This window comes from Alteromonas aestuariivivens, from assembly GCF_003367475.1.
In the GTDB taxonomy this organism is placed as follows: domain Bacteria; phylum Pseudomonadota; class Gammaproteobacteria; order Enterobacterales; family Alteromonadaceae; genus Alteromonas; species Alteromonas aestuariivivens.
In genome coordinates this window covers 240,863-261,315 of the sequence record NZ_QRHA01000002.1, presented here as the reverse complement: position 1 = coordinate 261,315, position 20,453 = coordinate 240,863, and the positions used below count along the sequence as shown (strand labels likewise).

The 20,453-nt window shown below is 46.5% G+C and carries 17 protein-coding genes and 1 other RNA gene; 3 read left to right on the top strand and 15 right to left on the bottom strand.

Annotation, left to right across the window (positions count from 1 at the left end):
* Positions 1–259: 259 nt before the first annotated feature.
* The 12 genes from DXV75_RS03985 to zapE form a co-directional block, all read right to left on the bottom strand.
* Positions 260–820: a putative colanic acid biosynthesis acetyltransferase gene (locus DXV75_RS03985; protein WP_115592088.1), complete on the bottom strand. Its 561-nt coding sequence runs from the start codon at positions 818–820 to the stop codon at positions 260–262.
* Positions 810–1,901 carry a glycosyltransferase family 4 protein gene (locus tag DXV75_RS03980; protein ID WP_115592087.1) on the bottom strand — a complete coding sequence of 364 codons (1,092 nt, stop codon included), beginning with the start codon at positions 1,899–1,901 and terminating at the stop codon, positions 810–812. Before DXV75_RS03980 ends, DXV75_RS03985 begins: the two co-directional genes overlap by 11 nt.
* 34 nt (positions 1,902–1,935) lie before the next feature.
* Positions 1,936–2,895 carry a GDP-L-fucose synthase gene (gene fcl / locus DXV75_RS03975; RefSeq protein WP_115592189.1) on the bottom strand — a complete coding sequence of 320 codons (960 nt, stop codon included), beginning with the start codon at positions 2,893–2,895 and terminating at the stop codon, positions 1,936–1,938.
* Positions 2,896–3,036: 141 nt separating this feature from the next.
* The gene (locus tag DXV75_RS03970) at positions 3,037–5,235 is read right to left on the bottom strand and encodes a GumC family protein (protein ID WP_115592086.1); all 2,199 of its coding nucleotides are present in this window, start codon (positions 5,233–5,235) and stop codon (positions 3,037–3,039) included.
* A gap of 36 nt (positions 5,236–5,271) precedes the next feature.
* Complete coding sequence (locus tag DXV75_RS03965) at positions 5,272–5,799, bottom strand: polysaccharide biosynthesis/export family protein (protein WP_115592085.1); 528 nt, start codon at positions 5,797–5,799, stop codon at positions 5,272–5,274.
* The gene (locus DXV75_RS03960) at positions 5,796–6,980 is read right to left on the bottom strand and encodes an outer membrane beta-barrel protein (RefSeq protein ID WP_115592084.1); all 1,185 of its coding nucleotides are present in this window, start codon (positions 6,978–6,980) and stop codon (positions 5,796–5,798) included. The genes DXV75_RS03965 and DXV75_RS03960 overlap by 4 nt, the downstream gene beginning before the upstream one ends.
* A gap of 20 nt (positions 6,981–7,000) precedes the next feature.
* Positions 7,001–8,116 (bottom strand): GDP-mannose 4,6-dehydratase, encoded by a 1,116-nt coding sequence (gene gmd / locus DXV75_RS03955; protein ID WP_115592083.1) that lies wholly within the window; start codon positions 8,114–8,116, stop codon positions 7,001–7,003.
* A gap of 31 nt (positions 8,117–8,147) precedes the next feature.
* Positions 8,148–9,485, bottom strand: coding sequence for a WcaI family glycosyltransferase (locus tag DXV75_RS03950; RefSeq protein WP_245953103.1), 1,338 nt, complete (start codon positions 9,483–9,485; stop codon positions 8,148–8,150).
* 375 nt (positions 9,486–9,860) lie between these two features.
* A complete protein-coding gene (locus tag DXV75_RS03945; RefSeq protein WP_115592081.1) occupies positions 9,861–11,261 on the bottom strand; it encodes an undecaprenyl-phosphate glucose phosphotransferase in 1,401 nt (466 codons plus the stop codon).
* An 875-nt stretch (positions 11,262–12,136) separates the two neighbouring features.
* Positions 12,137–12,488: RNase P RNA component class A (rnpB, locus tag DXV75_RS03940), an RNA gene on the bottom strand.
* Positions 12,489–12,829: 341 nt separating this feature from the next.
* Positions 12,830–13,552, bottom strand: a complete 723-nt coding sequence (locus tag DXV75_RS03935) for a YebC/PmpR family DNA-binding transcriptional regulator (protein ID WP_115592080.1) — start codon at positions 13,550–13,552, stop codon at positions 12,830–12,832.
* A 137-nt stretch (positions 13,553–13,689) separates the two neighbouring features.
* The gene (gene zapE, locus DXV75_RS03930; RefSeq protein WP_115592079.1) at positions 13,690–14,787 is read right to left on the bottom strand and encodes a cell division protein ZapE; all 1,098 of its coding nucleotides are present in this window, start codon (positions 14,785–14,787) and stop codon (positions 13,690–13,692) included.
* A gap of 404 nt (positions 14,788–15,191) precedes the next feature.
* Here zapE and DXV75_RS03925 point away from each other — a divergent pair, with 404 nt between their 5' ends.
* From DXV75_RS03925 to DXV75_RS03915, 3 genes are all read left to right on the top strand, one after another.
* Positions 15,192–15,635 (top strand): ZapG family protein, encoded by a 444-nt coding sequence (locus DXV75_RS03925; protein ID WP_115592078.1) that lies wholly within the window; start codon positions 15,192–15,194, stop codon positions 15,633–15,635.
* Positions 15,636–15,712: 77 nt separating this feature from the next.
* On the top strand, positions 15,713–17,077 hold the full coding sequence (locus tag DXV75_RS03920; RefSeq protein WP_115592077.1) for a DegQ family serine endoprotease: 1,365 nt from the start codon (positions 15,713–15,715) through the stop codon (positions 17,075–17,077).
* A gap of 158 nt (positions 17,078–17,235) precedes the next feature.
* Positions 17,236–18,324 carry a trypsin-like peptidase domain-containing protein gene (locus DXV75_RS03915; protein WP_115592188.1) on the top strand — a complete coding sequence of 363 codons (1,089 nt, stop codon included), beginning with the start codon at positions 17,236–17,238 and terminating at the stop codon, positions 18,322–18,324.
* Positions 18,325–18,566: 242 nt separating this feature from the next.
* Here the strand turns inward: DXV75_RS03915 and murA are convergent, their stop codons facing one another.
* Genes murA through DXV75_RS03900 form a run of 3 tightly spaced genes read right to left on the bottom strand, consistent with a single transcriptional unit; the run spans position 18,567 to position 20,451 of the window.
* Positions 18,567–19,829, bottom strand: a complete 1,263-nt coding sequence (murA, locus tag DXV75_RS03910) for a UDP-N-acetylglucosamine 1-carboxyvinyltransferase (RefSeq protein WP_115592076.1) — start codon at positions 19,827–19,829, stop codon at positions 18,567–18,569.
* Positions 19,830–19,846: 17 nt separating this feature from the next.
* On the bottom strand, positions 19,847–20,107 hold the full coding sequence (locus DXV75_RS03905) for a BolA family protein (protein ID WP_115592075.1): 261 nt from the start codon (positions 20,105–20,107) through the stop codon (positions 19,847–19,849).
* A gap of 32 nt (positions 20,108–20,139) precedes the next feature.
* Positions 20,140–20,451, bottom strand: coding sequence for an STAS domain-containing protein (locus tag DXV75_RS03900; RefSeq protein WP_115592074.1), 312 nt, complete (start codon positions 20,449–20,451; stop codon positions 20,140–20,142).
* Between the last annotated feature and the right edge of the window lie 2 nt (positions 20,452–20,453).

Sequence of the window (20,453 nt, the reverse complement as noted above, 5' to 3'; positions counted from 1 at the left end):
ATTATCTCAACGTTATAAAGTAGAAAGATGAATGAAAAACCAATTTCCTTAATTAAAAGAACTTTTTCACCTGTAATATCTACTATCGGAAACAACTGAAACTTTGAGTGATTCCGATGTAAAACTACTGTCCATCAATCTAATTGAATTTTTATAGCCAATACCAAATACGACTACCCGTTATCACACACAATACGGTCATTACTTACAATCAAAAATCCCAACGAAATTCCTATTGAAATCTGCTAACTTTGGGCCGTCATCCATTCTCGCTTCGTGCCTTGGTTACCACTGCCCGCTTTTCCATATAAATAACGCCGCCCTGTACATCCTTGAAAATTGAGCTTCTTGCACCAATCACTGTTCCTGTACCTATCGTTACCCCGGGAGCCACAAATACATCAGTCGCTATCCACACCTCATCCTCAATGACAATGGGCTGCTGGTATATATCAAAACTCAAAGACTTCAGGTCATGACTACCGGTGCACAAGTAACTTCTTTGCGACACAACGCTGTTCCGCCCAATGGAAATTTCTCCTAAGGTATACAATTCAACATGATCACCTACCCATGAAAAATCACCGATAGAAAGCTTCCAGGGGTAAGTAATACGTGCTGTGGGGCGAACAATAACCCCTTTACCTATTTTCGCACCAAACATCCTCAACAGCATTCTTCGCCAACCATAGGCGAACTGCGGTGAGAACTTAAACAGGGTAGCGCTTACGAACCACCACAATTGCACAATGAACGCGGACCGCCCCCTGAAATCACCGGGCACTTTGAACAGGCTCAGATCCTGATAATTACTTGGCATGAATTTCTTCCATCAGGTGGTTTAAAGCATTGTGCGATTCTGCAACCAAGCTTCGGTATTTAGAGATTCGCTCCTCTCTTTTATCTTTTGAAAACATATTGTTTTTCAATGCTTCGGTTAAAGCAGTCACCACTTCGTCATACGTTACTGCCTGCTTTAAAACCATTCCACCCAATGAATTGATGGAATCGGCCATACATCCCCGGTCTGACCCGATAAGAAAACATCCGTACCTTGCCGCCTCATACAAAACCAGTGGTTCAGCTTCATTCCGGTATTTTGTCGGAAAAACAAAGCAATCCAGCGACCTCAAATAATTTTCTTTGTCATCACTGTACAACGGCCCCAAATAAGACAAATTATTTGAAGTCTCTAAGAAAGCATTTAATTTTCCCTTGCTCCTGTCATCGGTACAAGGCCCTACAACGTAGGCCGAGTATGGAAAACCGATGTCTTCCAAACCCTTACAGGCATCTAAAAATACATCCAGACCTTTTTCGAAGCATAAATTCGACAAGTGACCAATTTTCACTTCACCATCATTATTCATTTCACTGTATTCAAAGACTGAGTCAGTCAGCTCGGAAAAAGCCAAATTTGAAATCACAAAAACGGACGAATCAGGCACATCGTACAACTCCGTCAGCTTCTCTTTCATTCGCTTGCCCAACGCGATGTGAGAGACATTCCTTCCTGCAATTTTTAAAAGGAAGCGAAATAACCCGGAGTGTTTATTCAGGTAGTTGAATGAATGATGGTGAATAAGAATACTGCGCCCCAAAAGGCGGGCCATGCCAAGATAAGCCAGATCGTAAATCTGGCCCGTTCCACCATTGATTGAGCGATATACATAGCGATGTTTACCGAAGAGTAAATTCCATAAACAACGCACATAACACAGCAAAGTGTGAAATATCTTAATTATCGGCCATTGCCAGTGGTTGTGATATTTACTCGCGTAAGAAGGTGCTGTATTGATAACTTTTGTATCAACACTTCTTGTCTTCAATACCTCTACCATTTTCTTATTGATATTCGAAAGACCATGAACTGGTTTAGGTAAATCCACCAACATCAACATAACAAAATCTCGTTACTCCCTGCGAAGACAGTACTTACTTACGAATTGTTTCGGTATTACTCAAAAACCATTGATAGGTTTCGCTGAGGCCCTCTTTAAGAGTGATCTTTGCTTTCCATCCCAACTTTTCTAATTTTGAAACGTCCATTAGTTTTCTTGGAGTGCCATCAGGTTTACTGGTGTCCCAAACAATCTCCCCTTGGTAACCAATCACTTCCGCAACGGTTTCAACCAATTCGCGGATTGTGCAATCAACCCCGCTTCCCACGTTCACATGACTGGTCATTGGTTCTGTGTGCAGGTTGTATATTTCCGATTCCAGTTCGAGCACATAAACACTCGCTTGGGCCATGTCATCAACGTGCAGAAATTCGCGCATGGGCTTACCGGTACCCCAGGCCTTGACCGTTTTTTCGTTGCTTAACTTGGCTTCATGGAACCTACGAATGAGTGCGGGAATGACGTGTGAATTTTCCGGATGAAAATTATCATTGGGTCCATACAGGTTTGTTGGCATAACAGACCGGTAGTCTCTGCCATATTGCCTGTTATAACTTTCGCACAGCTTAATACCTGCGATCTTTGCGATTGCATAAGGTTCGTTGGTTTCTTCCAGTTTGCCAGTTAGAAGCGATGTTTCCGTTATTGGCTGTTCAGCCATTTTGGGGTAAATACAGGAAGACCCAAGAAAAAGAAGACGTTGAACATCATGTGTGTGTGCAGCATGAATGATGTTTGCTTCCATCATGAGGTTTTCGTAGATAAATTCAGCGGGATACTGATTATTTGCGTGAATTCCTCCAACTTTTGCAGCGCACAGGTAAACTTCATCCAGCTGATTGGTTTTAAAGAAATTATTCACTGATTGCTGGCTGAGCAAATTAAGTTCCTGTCGGCTACAGGTCACTACTTTTACATCCTGCCGCTTTGCCAGTATTCGATGGATGGCAGAACCAACCATTCCATTGTGGCCCGCTATAAACACATTTTTCATATCAGACTCCGTCGCTCCCTTTTGGGCTAACTTAACTAATCCATACCGTTGGCTGCGGTCTGCCCAGGTTAAAAACGTAAAAACAGACCATTTATCATGTTCTCGCTCAGCCAGAAATTTTTGGCCGTGCAGCCCACACAATTACGAAGCCTTTGCTTCCTTTTCAGAGGCATAATCCAAGTACCCATAAAACTCGCTGTACTGACCGGAAAAAGCCGTCATATCCACCGAATTCATCACTACCCCATCAATTTTTGCGCCCACAAATGCTAGCTTGCCCAGCGCACTTTTCACTGCCTCTTTACCTGTGGCTGCAGACTTCACGACAAACAGGGTCGAATCCGCGTACTTTGCAAGCACCAACGCATCACTGACAGCCTGGCAAGGGGGAGAATCAATGATAATCCTGCTGTACTGCCCTTTTAGTTTTTCCAGCAGCTCTGCAAAGGAACTGGATGAAATCAACTCGAGTGCGTCTGGAGAAACCTGGCCGGCAGGCAGCAAATCTACGCCGCTTTTCGCATCGGTAATAATGCATTGCGACAGGGTATGACTGCCTGAGAGCACGTTGGAAAGCCCCGGTTGATAACCCGGCAGCGACATGCGTTTTGCAATAGACGGGCGCCGCATATCCGCATCAATCAAGAGCACCTTGCCCATTTGCGACAACGAAAAGGCAAAATTCAACGCCACCGTTGATTTTCCTTCTCCCGGCGCAGCAGATGTAATCAGCGTACTGGTATTAGGCTGATTTAAGTAAGTGAGCAAGTAACTGGTACGCAGTGATTTTACCGCTTCACTGAAGCTGTGTTTGGTTTGATCAAAATAGGTATATAAAGGGATAGGTTTGTTTTTTTCTGACTTTAAGCCTGGGATAACACCGAGCAACCGCTGACTGAGTTCATCCTCAACATCAGTTGCAGTGCGAACCGTGTTGTTCATGAAACGCAGCGTAAGTGTAAAAATGCAGCCAATCAAAGTGGTTAAGAAAAACGTCAACCCTAAAATCAGTTTCTTGTTGGGTTTAACCGGTTTAATTGGCACTTTGGCGGGGTCGGTAAAACGGGCATTGGCTGCGTTGAAATCCCGGGTGATGTCCATTTCCTTGAAACGGGTTGCCATTAAATTATTAAGCTCAGAAATACGCTCAACATTGGCCTGAAGCCTGCGGTATTCCCCCTCTTTTTGGCCCGTTAACAGGTATTGCCCTTCGGCTTCCCCAAGATCGCGCTCCAGTTGTGACTCCCTGGTTTTTAGCGCTTTCAACTGATTGTTTAATTCATTTACCTCTTTGCTTAACTGGGATTCAAGCTTGGCTCTTGTTTGCTTTAAATCCGCTTCTGCTGCAATCATTTTTGGGTGCTTTGGCCCATATCGTTGGTCCAACTCTATAAGTCTGCTTTCTGCAACTCGCTCGGCTTTTATCAAATCTTGAACCGCGATACTCTCATTTAACTTGTTGATTGTTCTGAGGTCAAAATCTGAAGTCAGCGCACTATCCAGTTGGGAAATCAAAGCCTCGAGTTCTATCCTTGTATTTCGGACCTCCAACAAGCTGCGATTGAGATTCTGAATAGTACTGGAATTCATGGTCTGAAAACCGTCTTCCATATCGACAATCTGTTCGTCGTTTTTAAACTTCTGTAACGCCAGTTCTGCCTGCTGGAGTTCGCTTGCCACCCGTTCACTGCGCTCCTTCAACCAGTCTAAAGCTTTGTTGGTCATTCCTATACGAGCTTCAAGATGACTTTCAATGTATGCATCTCCCAGTGCATTCGCAAGTTGCGCTGCCAATTCCGGATCTTGCGATTCAACTGAGATAGTTACCAGTTGAGTTCCCGTAAGCGGGCTGACTTTAATTTTTGATCTGAAATTGTCCAAGGTTATCTGCCTGGCTTCATAATCCAGTTTTTCTTGAGAGGGTTGGTTTGAAACTTTTTCCTTTCCAAACAGATCAATAAACAATTTTTCTAGGAAGCTTTTCTCGGCAATCAAAGCGGGATTAAACTCGGGTTTGGTCTGCAGATTGAATTCGTCCATCACCTGCTCAGCCAACTGTTCCGACTTTAGAATTTCAAATTGAGTCAGCAAATATTCCTGACGACTGCTATCAACGGCATAAAAATCCCCAATGGAAACCGCTTTATTCTCTTCCGTCTCTATTAGTAGCGTTGCCTCTGCCTTAAATTCTGGTATTACCTTGGTCAACAAAGCTGCAGCGATTCCCGTTGCAATTAATGCTGCGGCTATAATGCGCCATTTGTATTCCATTAATGGCTGTATATAAACGGAAAGATCTATCTCGCCCTGACTTTCCATTCTTTTGCGTTCTGCGTCCATCTTAACTCCTTATCCCAAAATCAGTTAAAGAACGCTTTAGAAAAAGCTTTCTGATACTGTGATGGTATCGCCGGGTTTCACTAGATAGTTCAGAGAAACCTTTTTAAATACCTTGACCTCACCATCAATTGTTCTTTTCAATTCGATGGCTTCCGAGCTCGCTCGCTCCGAAAGCCCTCCGGCCATCGCTATCGCCTGATCTACCGTTAGACCGGGGCGGTAGGAATAGCTTTTGGGGCTTTTGACCTCGCCGAGAATAAAAAATGGCCGGTATTCAATGATTGATACATTCACACTGGGCGCATCAAGGTAGTCCCCCTTTAACCCCTGAGTGATAATCCCACGCACCTCATTAGTGGTCCGCCCTGCAATCATTAACTCTCCCAAAAAGGGGTAGAGGATGGTGCCCTCAATGCCAATGGTCGTTTCAAACGATAAATCATCTTCCCCGTGTACCAAGATTTCGATCCGATCTCCTGTTCCAATCAGATAGCTTTCGGTATCCTGCGCACAAACAAGTCCGGCAAAGCTAAGCAGTAATATTACTAATGTATTTCTTGTCATAAGTTTACTCTCAATCCAATTGAAACCAGGGCATTGGTATAATCAAAACCGGGCAAATTGGAGTGGTTGGACACCCAGGCAATTTCACCGGTCACAAGCACAGATTTCGCCAAGCTACGACTCACGTTAACACCAATCAGGTGACGCTCATCCCGTCGATTTCGTGTTCCTTGCTCATCGTCAATTCTTAACTGATACCGGGCGCCACTGGACATATATTCTGACCAGGTATGCATCCAGTTAACTGTCATCATGGTCTTTACGATGGGATCTCCGGTTAAGCGCGCCTCACTGATTGCACGGTTCATGTCCAATGCAAATTCAGAGTAGGTTTTTGGTTTCCATGTAGCCCCTACGTCAAACGTAAGACCGGTATAATCATTGCGCGCAGCACTTCCGAACATCTTTCTTTCGACACCCAACTTAAACTGGCCGGTAGTTTTACTCAGGCCCTCCCATACAGCCCCAAGCAGAAGTTTTACAGAGTCGGAATCTCGGGGTACATCTTCGTCCAACTTGTAATCATAAGTGTCGTATGCAACATCTACGGTAAGGTTAGTTTGTTGACCCACCCGGTAATAAAACCAGCCTCCAGCGCCGTATTGTTCAAAAGCAAACTGATCGGTGAAATCATGCAAATTCGAAAAATCCCGGTCTGCATAACTTAACTCCCCGCCTATTCGCCCTTTCGCCACCAGCCTGCCGTATTCATGCGCAAGTGTCAGAGTTTTATCATCTGTCTGGATGACCTCCTCCAGCGGTTGACTTAAATCCTGTGTGAATCCGTCTCCCCTTTTTTGGTGCCCTTTAACTATCGAAATAACAGCCCGACTGCGGTGCTGGCTGTTGGGCTCCCACCTGCCGGTATAAATAATTTTCAGGTCCTCAAAATCATCTTCGTGGGAGTTCATGTACTGCCTTATCTGGCTACTCCCTTTGAATACATGTGTGAAATTACTGGGACTGAGCAGCAACTCAAACTCAGGGCTGACTTGCCAAAACCAGGAACTGATCTGGTCTTCATCACTCAGGGAGATATTTGATTCATGACCAAGCCCCCCTTCCAAAGCCCCGTTGAGTAGTGCACCGTTTTCAAAGCGCAGCCCTTCAGCTGCGCCACTTCCCTGTGCAACAATAGAACTAAAAGACAATGCCACTAAAATGGCAAAACGTTCTAACATCCCGGTTCAATCCTTTATGATTACTCTTTCGCGACAGGAATGCTGTATCCGTTTCTGCGCAACAAGGCCAGTCGCTTCGCTTTACCCAGGTCTTCTTCAACCATCTCTTTACACATTTCCTCAACGGAAATCTCAGGTACCCAACCCAGCTTCGCTTTTGCATTGGAAGGGTCACCCAATAACGTTTCAACTTCGGCAGGTCGGAAATACCGCGGATCGACCTTGACTATCACGTCACCAACTGAAACACCGGGAGAATTGTCACCAACAACCTCCACAACAGTAGCGATTTCAGACTCTCCTGAGCCACTAAACTCCAAAATAATGCCTGCATTATGTGCGGACATTTTTACAAACTCTCGAACCGAAATCTGATTACCTGTTGCAATTACGAAGTCTTCCGGCTGTTCCTGCTGCAACATCATCCATTGCATGCGGACATAATCTTTCGCATGACCCCAATCCCTCAATGCGTCCATATTTCCCAGGTAAAGGCATTTCTCAAGGCCTTGGGCAATGTTTGAAATCCCCCTGGTAATTTTACGGGTAACGAAGGTCTCACCACGGCGCGGAGACTCATGGTTAAACAGGATCCCGTTACATGCATACATTCCGTAAGATTCGCGGTAATTAACCGTGATCCAGTACGCGTACATTTTTGCTACGGCGTAGGGTGAACGAGGGTAAAATGGCGTGGTTTCTTTTTGCGGAATTTCCTGCACCAAACCGTAAAGTTCAGAAGTGGAAGCCTGGTAAAAACGTGTTTTTTTATCCAATCCCAAAAAGCGAATGGCTTCAAGCAAGCGCAATGTACCTATAGCATCTACGTCAGCCGTATACTCAGGAGCTTCGAAAGAAACCGCAACGTGAGATTGTGCCCCAAGGTTATATACCTCATCGGGCTGTACTTCCTGAAGAATACGCGTCAGGTTCGATGTATCAGTCAGATCACCATAGTGCAGATGAAACTTTGGATTTTCGTTGTGCGGGTCTTCATAAATGTGATCAACCCGTTCAGTATTAAATAACGAAGCACGACGTTTAATTCCATGCACTTCGTAGCCTTTTTCCAGCAGAAATTCAGCCAAATATGATCCATCTTGCCCGGTTACACCGGTAATTAGTGCTTTTTTCATAGTATGTTTCCAAAGCTTCTGTGTGTTCGTTTTAAATTAAAGATTCAAGTTTGCGAGTGTTTAACCCGGATTCATCGTCATCCAACAAATCCAGTTTGTATTTCACGTCAAAAATAAAACTTTCTATAATTGCGTGCTTATCGAGATTATTCTCAGCGTAGGTTCTGGCCACTTCATTGTGCGCATTTGATACCAGTTCAAGATTTTCCCTTAAGGCAAGAATGAAAGCTTCTGGGTTTTCGGGCTCAACCAGGGTATAGATTCCTGGATTTTTTTCATGAATGATTCCCAACTCGGTGCCAGCCTCAGCCGTAACAATGGAATTCCCCCCGGCGGCTAGAATATTGGTCAGTTTGGACGGCAAGACCGCATCGGCGGCCCCTTTTTTCTGGATAACAAGATGCACATCCGCCATAGCAAGCATGGCGGGCACGTCTTCCCAGGCCTGAAGTGGCAAATAGGAAACATTAGTCAGGCCCAATTGTTTTGTAGTTTCCTTGAGCTCCTGAGCCTGTGCACCAGCCCCCACCAGTAAAAAACGCACCTTTTCATCATCTGAAAACTCCTTGGCGGCATCAAGAATAATCTCCAGACCTTGCTTTTTACCCATATTGCCAGCGTAAAGTACGATCTTTTCCGAGGGCTCAATGCCAATACGTTCGCGAAATTCCTGCGAGGGAGTTTGAGGAGACACAAAATTAATATCAGACCAATTTGGGAAAAAGACTAAACGGTCTTCAGGGACCCCTTTTTGTTTGGCGCGCTCCAGCATACTGAAAGAGATGGATGACACTACATCCATTCGTTTCAGGAACCAGGATTCGACTTTGCGCAGCAGCTTCGCCAGAGTTCCGTCACCAGCCATTCCCAGCCCCAGCATCGCATCCAACTCGTAGTCCTGGATGTGCATTACAAGCTTGGTACCAGTTAACTTGCAGAAGAGCAATGCAAATGGGGCACAGAAAAAGGTAGGTTGAACCAAAAAAATAAAATCGTATTTTTTCTTAAACAGAGTCAGCAACTTTAAGGCCGAGCAAAATGCGAAGGACCCCAAATGCAGAAGGCGTTTTATGGTAGATGGCTGTTTAGGAACGTAAACAGGGCAACGATACACCTTGGCACCATCCAGAAGTTCTGTAGTGTAACGTTTGGTTGAGTAAGGTGAACTGACTGTCCATTCAGGATAATACGGCGGCGCACACAAAACTTCCGTTTCGATACCTTTCTTCACTAAATTTTCGGCAAGTTCTCCGTTGTATTTGCCGATACCAGTTTTTTCTGGTTTGTGATTCAGCGAGTAAATCAAAATTTTCATAATGCAACATCCCTTTTGTCGGTGAAATATCTTTCTAAAAATTTCACCAAACAACTTTTTGGAAAAAACATTAATTTCTTCCCTTGTTTCACTTCATCCCTAAATCACCGGTGAGTGCGAACTGCATTGCACTCATGGGAACTGCATCTTATAGAGCCTTTAAATAATAAAAAACGTGCCAGCTATCATTTCGTCAGTTCGTACAATTTTCTCCCTGAAAAAACGAACAGCAAAAATAAAAAAGAAAAACTGGCACTCACTTCTTAAACCTAAACTAGGATTACTATTGCAATTGCCTCAAATGAAAGTCAAGTATAATTATCGAAATTCAATCAAAGAAAAAATCCATACAATTTAATAATTTTTACCCACAAAAAATAACGCATGCAGATAACATTTTATTAAATAATTGTTCATTTCCTTTCTTATTCAATAAACATTTTTACCAACAAAACCTTTCACAAAAGTAAATAGTACGATTTTAAAATCCAGCCAAAGTGACCAGTTTCTGATGTAATCCAAATCGTACTGCACCCGCATTTGCATTTTATCCACGGTATCAGTTTCGCCGCGCCAGCCATTAACCTGGGCCCAGCCGGTAATGCCAGGCTTAATTTTGTGACGAAGCATGTAGTAGCTGACTTTTTTCCTGTACGCCTCATTGTGAGCTACGGCGTGCGGACGCGGCCCAACTACGGACATACTGCCCTGCAACACGTTGATAAACTGAGGCAACTCATCGAGCGAGGTCCTTCGCAAAAAGCCTCCGACTTTCGTCACCCGGCTGTCTGAAGCCGAAGCTTGTTTAACCTCTGCGCCATCCTCCGTAACGTTCATGGTGCGAAACTTCCACACTTTAATCCGCTTACCGTCTACACCATAACGGGTTTGCTTGAAAATTACCGGCCCCCTGGAGGTAAGCTTTACTGCCAATGCAATACATAGCATCGGTAATGCAATTAACGCCAGAATAATCAAACTGAGAATAATGTCCTCGGCTCGCTTGATGGCAACAGTGGCACCACGCATAGGGGTGTCAAAAACACTGATTGTCTGAAGCTCACCAACGTTACAGATTCTGGAGTGAACCAAGTTGTATACAAAGAAGTTGGGTACGAAATGTACGTCCGCTGTGGTGTCAGCCAGACGGTGTAATATTTGCTCTATCCGTCTTGTTGCAGTAGTGGGTAAGGATATAAAAATTTGGTCTAGCTTCCCTTCGTTCACAGCAGTGATCGCATCTTCGATTTTTCCCGCAATGTGCACATCACCTGGAGTAACAATGCGATCGGGGCTGCGATCATCGTAAATACCGAATAATTTCAGACCGGTTTCCGGGCTTCTGTTAATCTCATGCAGTAGCGCCAGTGCTGTATCATTCATCCCGATAACTCCAACTGTACGGGAGTTAAATCCAAGCATGCGCACCTGATACAGAAAATAGCGGAATGCCAAACGCCAAAGGCACAGCGCCGCGCCGGTTGACATAAACCAAACCATCAGGATGCCTCGGGAAAAGTTATCCAGTGACTTGGTAAGAAACAGAAAACTCAAAATTGCCAGGATGCCCACTATCCAACTCAGTGTTGTATAGAACAGGATCTCCTTCAGAGTGCCTATGCGCCATGAACGATAAAGCCAAAATAATTCGGCTGACAACAAATAAGCGATTGAGGCGATTAATCCCAACAGGGAATAATGCACGTTAAGGCTAGTTCCGCCAACAATAATTCCAGCCATTAGTAATGCCATTTGAATGCAGAGTAAATCAACGACCCTATAAACAATGGCAAACTGATTGATGTTATTCCTTACAAATCCCTTACCCATAAGCACACATCCTTGTTCTGTAAAAAACCAATACTGAGATCACGTTTTTACTGCTTGGTAAATCTAATGCAAGTTCCAATCCAAACTGCGCAGCACTTTTAAAAATGCTTCTGAGGTATGTCTGAATCAGACCAAACTCCTCAAATGCAATTTATACTTCTTATTCAACTCCTTACTAATTCTCTGGCTCGGTTTACGGTTACCCAGATTACACGTCAATTATGTAATTTATATTAACCGCAATCAGGAAGCTCACAACAGATGATAAGCTCATACATTCATTTCCAAATGCAAAAGCCCATACTTCAGATATCCTTGCAAGCTCTCCAACACGCCAAAAATACTACTTAATATCATCGATTTATGTCATTTTCAGGTAGGATGAACATACCTTGCAACGCTCTGGTTACCGCCACCTCAATCACGCAGTGGCTCAGATTTGATTGCGCAATCAACGATATCAAACCAATGAGTTTACCGTTCGTTAATTGGTGAGCCAAAAACGCTGTTTCAAGCCGCGACTAGGCCATACTCCTTACGGACGGATGGCCCTGCAACAGGACTGACTGGACGAGGGTGACCGAATCAGTGCAACAGACATAGATATTAGGTCATTTGCTAGCCAAAAAGTAGTATTTTTCGACAATGGGCGATGTTTTTTTGCACTAATATTGTACTTTGATAATTTCAACTGCCCCAAATTGGGTAGTTTTTAATCAGCCGATTAAACGTACATCACGACAGATGCTTGTGTCCATGCAGGGAGGAGCCCTTCCAAATTTTGATTCGCATTGGTATCAGGCTTTATTATGATTTTGGACTATTTGACGGCAATTACACGAACTGTGGGGCTTCGTATGCGGAAAATATAAAGAGGGTGGAGTTGGCCGATAAGCCGGGTTCTGTCGCGGGCAATCATTCCTCTAGGCCAGCAATCACTCACTGGCTCAAGCAACCTACCCGATCCCCATGCGGGCCACACGTTATGGGATCCTACTTGGTCTTGCTCCGGGTGGAGTTTACCGTGCCACAACCTGTTGCCAGGCGCGCGGTGCGCTCTTACCGCACCCTTTCACCCTTACCGGCGCTAATGCGCTTAGGCGGTCTACTCTCTGCTGCACTGGTCGTCGGCTCGCGCCGCCCAGAAGTTATCTGGCACCCTGCCCTTTGGAGCCCGGACTTTCCTCTCCCCTCAAAACTGAGAGCAGCGATTGCCTGGCCAACTCCGCGGCGCATTGTACGCCGCCGCAAAAAAATACGCCAGCAACAATTGCTGGCGTACCTAGGGCCTGTCGATCTTTGCTGTTCACTTTTGCAGCAAATTGTCGTGCATTTATGCAAGGCAGAGGCTGTGAAGTGTAGTCATCTGCATGAACAATCACTAACGCAGCAGAAAAGCGCGACAAGTGCTGCCCTTCGGGTTCACTCTGAGTGCTTCCATGACTGCGTTGTTCGCCATTTACTTAGCTGACTAAGCTTCATGGCTCTCGCCTTGCCCTGAAACCACTCAGAGAGAACAAATTTCGAACAGCAAAGATCAACAGGCCCTAATCACATTCTGTCACACGTTAGTTGGGCACAATAGCGTTATGATAAACGTCCTGCACATCATCGCAATCGTTTAGCATGTCCATGAATTTTTCGAACATGGGCAGATCATCTTCACTGATTTCAGTTTCAGTTTGTGGAATAAAACTGATCTCTTCCGCCTCAAACTGAATATCAGGATACGCATCTGCCAAAGCAGTTTTCACATTATAAAACTCTGTGTGTGGAGCATAAACCGTGATCCTGCCGTCTTCACACTCCACTTCAGTTACGTCTGCATCGGCCTCCATCAATACTTCGAGTACCGCATCTTCATCATCACCGGCAAATACAAACACCGCCTGATGATCGAACATGTGAGAGACCGCACCGGGAGCTCCGATTTTTGCCCCGGTTTTGGTAAAGCAATTACGTACATCTGTGATAGTGCGATTGTTGTTGTCTGTCAGACAATCCACAATAACCATACAGTTGCCGGGCCCAAACCCTTCATAGCGCGCCGGAACAAAATCTTCACCTGCGCCTCCTGCAGCCTTATCTATCGCTTTTTCAATGACATGGCCAGGTACCTGGTCTTTCTTTGCCTTGTCCATCAAACGGCGCAAGGACAGATTGGTATCGGGATCCGTGCCTCCGTTTTTGGCACAGACGTATATTTCCTTGCCGTACTTGGAATACACTTTGGTTTTGGCGCCTGCGGTTTTCGCCATGGCGGCCTTTCTTACTTCAAATGCTCTACCCATATTTTATTACTCTTAATTCGACTTTCGCTCGCCCCGGCTGAAAAAACCAAGGGTAAAATTATGCCGGATTCTACCCACTTTAAGGCCATCTGAACAGTCTGATGGGAAAGGTCACTATGAATTCACAAATAACCCGCCTACGGCAGATGCTCCGTGGCCAGATAGTCATGTGACTGCATTTCTTTAAGCCGGCTCAGACAGCGCTTGAACTCAAAACTGAGCCGGCCGTCAGAGTACAACTCTGCAAGAGGCACCGCTGCTGAAATAATCAGTTTCACATGGCGCTCATAAAACTCGTCAACCATGGCGATAAAACGCCTGGCAACGTCATCATTGTGATGGCCCATGCTTTTTACATTCGCCAGCAACACCGAATGGTAAAGCCGACTAATTTCAATGTAGTCGCTCTGGCTACGGGGCCCCTCACAAAGCGCAGCAAAATCTATCATCAGTACACCGTCAGCATTGCGCAGGGTTTCTATGGGCCGATGATTGACTTCAATCGTTTCCCGCTCGGTGCCAGCTTCCGGTGCCAGTTGAGTAAAGTAGGCATTCAGATTCACAGTTGCGGTTTCATCAAGCGGGAAATGGTATATCTCAGCCTGCTCCAGTGTCCTGAGGCGATAATCGATACCACTGTCGACGTTGATCACTCTTGTATGCTGGTTGATAAGGGTAATAGCGGGCAAAAACCGGGCTCTTTGCAAACCGTTTTTATACAACTCATCGGGAACAATATTTGATGTAGCAACCAGAACAATCCCCCTGGCGAACAGTTCCTCCATCAAGGTTCCGAGTATCATGGCATCGGTAATATCGGAGACAAAGAACTCATCAAAGCATATAACCCGTGTTTCCCGGGCCAGCTTTGCGGCAACTATTTTGAGCGGGTCCTGGGCATTTTTGAGTTGCTTTAACTCATCGTGGATCCGGTACATAAAACGATGAAAATGCACACGCATCTTGTTTTCAAACGGCAAGCATTCAAAGAACGTATCCACCAGATAAGTTTTGCCCCGCCCCACACCACCGTAGAAGTAGATACCCTGAATGTCTTTTCTTTCAGCGGTGCGCCCCAGAAACTGTTGCAGCCGGTTGCGCCAGTTCAACTCAGTTGAAGGCCTGCACAAATCCTCGTACAGCCGCTGTAATTCCTTTACCGCATTCTCCTGCGCCGCATCATAATGAAAATCTGCACTTTCGAGGTCCAGTTGATATTTTTCCCAAGGCGTCATCGACGTCACTGCTCCAGATTCCTGTGGATGAACATTGAAATAATTAGAATTTGCCATTGAACTGGCTTGAAAAATTTACACAGCGCCCACACTTTTCAACCACAGTGGTTGATGACTGACAGACTGCACTTTCACTCAAATCTGGCAGGTGTTCTCCGTATTGTCAGACATTGTGCCGTGTTTGATTCAAATTGACCAGAGTACCAGTCTCTTTGGTATGAGGAATGTTATTCAGCCACTGGCTATCGGTGTAAATTATGATTTGTAAGTACGCGATGACCGCAGGCTAAATAAAGTGCGGTAGTGACTTAACCAATCTATCATTGCCCAAAAGAAGCAGCGCAAATCCGAAACGGAATTGCTATAGTCAGCCAAGCAACCTGTAGGTATAAATGGAGACCCCAATGGATGTATTGATTCCTCTCGCCCTGTTAGTCGTCGGCCTGATCATCGGATTTTTCGTCGCTCGCTACCTTTATACACGTGACGATTCCGTTACTGCCACCAAACTGGCTGAGAAAAACATCAAGGAACTGATGGCTCAACAAGCTGAGCATCACATATTTCAGTCCAAGCAAGTCGTCGAAGAAATTGAACGGCACTGCCAGAATCTTCGGCAACAGGTCGAAGAATATGAGGTACTGCTGAATCAAAATCTGGATGAAGATGTTCCAAGAGTACCGTTTTACGGCGAACACGCCTCTGCGTATCTGAGAAATAACCTCAAAGGTGATGAAAAGTCCAAGCTTTCAAAAGTCACCGGAGCCCAGCCAAGAGATTTTGCTGGTAGTGGTTCAGGGTTGTTTATCGGCGCTACTGGTAATTCCACCGCAGAAAAAGACCAGTAGAGGAACTTTTTACAACCACATTCAGTCTGTCAGTGAACGAACACATAGCGCAATGAACATGAGGAGTGTAAGCGTATATGAATAAGTCTTTTCGTCAGATTCTGTTGATTTCCGGTATTGCCGTAAGTTCGTTGGGGCTCACTCTCAACGCCAGTGCAGCTTTACCTTTTTTTGGCAGTGACAAGGAAGAAGTTCCCTCCCTTGCTCCCATGCTGGAAGAAGCTACCCCTGCGGTTGTCAGTATTTCCGTACAGGGCACCCAGACTTCACGCCAGCAAGTCCCTGAGATGTTCCGCTACTTTTTTGGCGGGCCACAGGAACAGTTGCAGGAACGCCCTTTCAGAGGGCTGGGCTCGGGTGTCATTATCGATGCGGACAAGGGTTACGTGGTGACCAATAACCACGTTGTTGATAACGCAGACGAAATTACCGTTAAGCTGACCGATGGCCGGGAGTTTAAAGCCAAAAAACTGGGCGCCGACGAGCAAAGTGATATCGCGTTGTTGAAAATTGACCCGGACAATCTCGCTTTTCTACCCATCGCTGACTCAGATAAACTCCGGGTGGGAGACTTTGTGGTTGCTATCGGCAACCCCTTTGGACTATCCCAGACAGTCACTTCAGGCATCGTTAGTGCGCTGGGCAGATCAGGCCTTAATATTGGTGGCTACGAAGATTTCATTCAAACCGATGCGGCAATTAACCGGGGTAACTCCGGTGGCGCTCTGGTCAACCTCAAGGGTGAACTGGTCGGTATCAATACCGCCATTTTCGGCCCCAATGGAGGAAACGTTGGCATTGGTTTTGCCATTCCCAGCAACATGATGAAAAGCCTGGTAGACCAGATTGCCGAATTCGGTGAAGTGCGTCGCGGATTATTGGGCATTTTAGGCAGCGACGTTGATGCCGGACTGGCTGAAGCCATGAATGCCGACGTCAATATTGGTGCTTTTGTCAGTGAAGTACAACCCGATTCTGCGGCTGAAAAAGCGGGGCTGCAGGCTGGTGACATTATCACGGCTGTGAACGGCCGCGAACTGAGTGGCTTCCAGGAGCTGCGTGCAAAAATCGCCAGTATGGGTGCAGGTGCAGAGGTCAGTCTGACCATTCTTCGCAAGGGCAAAAGCATGGATGTAGATGTGGTATTGGATGACGCCACTCAGGCTGAAGTTACCGCTTCGCAAATTCACCCGGCACTGGAAGGTGCCACTCTGGCTAACGGCGAAGACAATGCCGGTAATGGCGGGGTAAAAGTTGCTGAACTGGAACGTAACAGCCCGGCTGCCCGAATTGGCTTGCAGCAGGACGATGTGATTGTTGGTGTTAATCGCAATCGTGTAACCACCGTCGCTGAATTCCGGAATGCACTGGAGGAGTCGACCGGCGTTATTGCCCTGAATGTTAAACGGGGTAACTCCGCACTTTATCTGGTTATCCGCTAACAGAAGTTTCCAATCTCTGGCATGAAGATGCGGCGCTTTAATTAAAGCGCCGCATTGCTCTAGCCCTTTTCACATTGGTATTGCCCTACATCAATGTTATTCTCTGTTTTAATTTAGGTTTCTGCCTCTAAGTTGAGGCCGAAGAGATGATTCGTATCGTGTCAGGCAGACAATTCTTAATTTTTCTTGTTCGTTCCGTTTTTCTGGGTGTCATCGTTGCCGGACTGATCCTTCTATTGGTTCCCGACCTTCGCAGCGGAACCGGCTTTAAAGACGGATGGTTTTCAGAACCGTCTGATACCCCTAGCCGTGAATCCCACTTTCCGGCTCTGAGTCGCTCAGCTCCGGCAGTGGTCAACATCTACAGTGTCAGTATTGAGACAGACACCGGATTGTTTCGCAATCAGCCACGAGAAAGAGCCAGTCTGGGCTCAGGCGTTATCATGACCGATAACGGCTATATTCTCACCTGTCATCACGTTGTCAGTAACGCAGACAGCATCTTTGTGGCAGTGCAGGACGGTAGGGTTCTGGAAGCACAGATAGTGGGAACCGATGAACTCACCGATCTCGCCGTTTTAAAGGTTGCAGCAGATAATCTACACGTGATCCCGCAGATCAGCGAACCGAATGTACGTGTGGGCGACCTGGTTATGGCCATAGGTAACCCGTTCGACCTGGGCCAAACCATAACCCATGGCATTGTCAGCCGGGCAGGACGCAACGGCCTATCCAACTACGTCGATTTTATCCAGACTGATGCCGTTCTCAACCAGGGCAATTCCGGTGGCGCGCTGGTCGACAGTAACGGTGTTCTGGTAGGCATTACCAATGCAAATTTTCAGGTCCGTGACGGTCGCCATCGAGTGAGTAAAGTTGATGGTATTAATTTCGCCGTACCATACGAACTGGCCAAGCGCGTCATGGATGAAATCATCACCAACGGAAAGGTTACCCGCGGTCAGCTTGGCTTTATCGGCAGTGAATACCGGGGGCGTCCGGGTATTGTGGTAACCGCCGTCGCCAACGGCAGTCCGGTTGCAAGAGCCGGCCTGATGGCTGGCGATATCATTCTTGCTATCGACGGTATTCGACTGGAGAGTGCCTCAAAAACACTGGATATGATTGCCGAAACCGAGCCTGGGACTGAACTTGAACTCGAAGTAAGCCGCAGCGGTGAAATCATAATAATGCGGGTAGTCGTCGCCGAGTTGGGCGCCCAGGATTACAATCGGGTTCAGAATTAGCAACCGTAAGATTCCCGCATTACAAACAGGGGTGGCGCCTGGCTTCCGGGTACATCCGAACTGCTTCCACTCCATGCACTAATAGGCTCTCTGGGTCCAAACCCAGGATTATATTGGGCCGGATTGCCCAAAGCAGAAGAAACATTTTCTACTTTTCGAGCATTGTATCCGAGGGGGATCTTGAATAAAGGAGTGATACTTTCAGGAATAAAAGCAGCCCAGGAAAGGGCTGCGAACGGTGATTATTCTTTAACCCGTTTGATATTGGCGCCAAGGCCTCCGAGCTTTTCTTCTATCGCCTCGTAACCACGATCAAGATGATAAATTCGATTGACGTGGGTTTCACCCTCAGCAATAAGACCAGCAATAACCAAACTTGCAGACGCTCTCAGATCAGTTGCCATAACCGGTGCACCTTTCAGTCTGGATGCACCACTGGAAACCGCACTGTTAGCTTCCAAAGCTATCTCTGCGCCCATGCGCTGAAGCTCAGGAACATGCATAAAACGGTTTTCAAAAATGGTTTCCGTAATCACACCAGTGCCATCTGCCACACAGTTTAGTGTCAGAAACTGTGCCTGCATATCGGTGGGAAATGCAGGGTGCGGTGCAGTTTTAACCTGAACAGCTTTGGGTTTGCGGCCTTCCATATCCAGATCAATCCAATCGTCTCCCTGGGTAATTTTTGCCCCGGCCTGTTTGAGCTTGTTTAATACAGCCTCAAGCGTTTCAGGCGCAGCATCTACGCAACGAATCTTACCTCCGGTTGCTACTGCAGCGACCAAAAAAGTTCCCGTTTCAATGCGATCAGGAAGTACACGATAGTCACAGGCAGTCAGTCGTTCAACCCCCTCGATGTGAATATTGTCTGTCCCTGCTCCGCAGATTTTTGCTCCCATCTGATTCAGACAGTTTGCCAAATCAACAATTTCCGGTTCCCGTGCAGCATTTTCAAGTACAGTTACGCCGTCGGCCAGGCTTGCCGCCATCATCAGGTTTTCGGTCGCTCCTACGCTCACCATATCCATGAAAATACGGGCCCCTTTCAGGCGTCCGTCAACGGTGGCACGGATGTACCCTTCTTCCACTTCAATATGGGCCCCCATTTGTTCCAGGCCATTAAGATGCAGATTCACAGGGCGCGCGCCAATGGCACAGCCTCCGGGCAAAGACACATTTGCCTTGCCATGCTTGGCCAGCAGTGGCCCAAGCACCAGAATTGACGCTCGCATTGTACGAACAAGTTCATACGAAGCCGTTACGCTGTTGAGGCTGTCGGCGCACAATATCAGTTCATTCGCTGCCGGACGCTTAACGGTGGCACCCAACTCACAGAGTAAGTCAACAGTGGTGTTAATGTCCCGCAGGGCAGGAACATTGGTATACCGACAAGGTTCGTCTGTCAGCAGGCTGGTCATCAACAACGGAAGCGCAGCATTTTTTGCGCCCGATATACGCACGTCCCCCTTCAGGGGCGGGCTTTTTTTAATTACAAGTTTATCCACTGAGCGATATCCGGTTTTTAAGCCTGAGGAAGATGAAACTGGCGCTCACGCTGCCAGTCTTGCTCTGAAAAGGTTTTAATGGAAATGGCATGCATTGAGCCATCAGCAATTTTGTCAGCCAGCGGCGCGTATACGGCCTGCTGTCGCTTGACTCTGTTCATGTCTGCGAACTGGTCGCTTACAGCGATGATCGTGTAATGCGATCCTTCGCCTCTGACATGCACTTCTGTCAGGTTCAGTGCGTCTTTGAGCAACGCTTCAATTTCAGCTGGTTCCATGGTTAACACTACTTACAAATTTGGCCATGTGGCTATTCTAACGGTAAAAGCCGGTCAACGTCGCTGATTTTTGCCAGTTTAAGCAGCTTTTCCGGCGCATTTTGTAAAGTAATCTTGATACCGTTCGCCCTGGCGTCCCGAACGGCATTCACCAGCCAGGCCAGCCCTGCGCTGTCGATACGCTCCACAGACGACAAATCAAACCTGCACGCTTTGCTGGCAGTTAACCGGTTCTTCTGACCCGTATCCAGCATAGTCCACCAGTTTGTAGTCAAACTGTCGCGGTCAAGCTCGCCTTGCAGCTGAATCCCATTGTCATCAATAAAGTTGAATGGAGTATTCATAA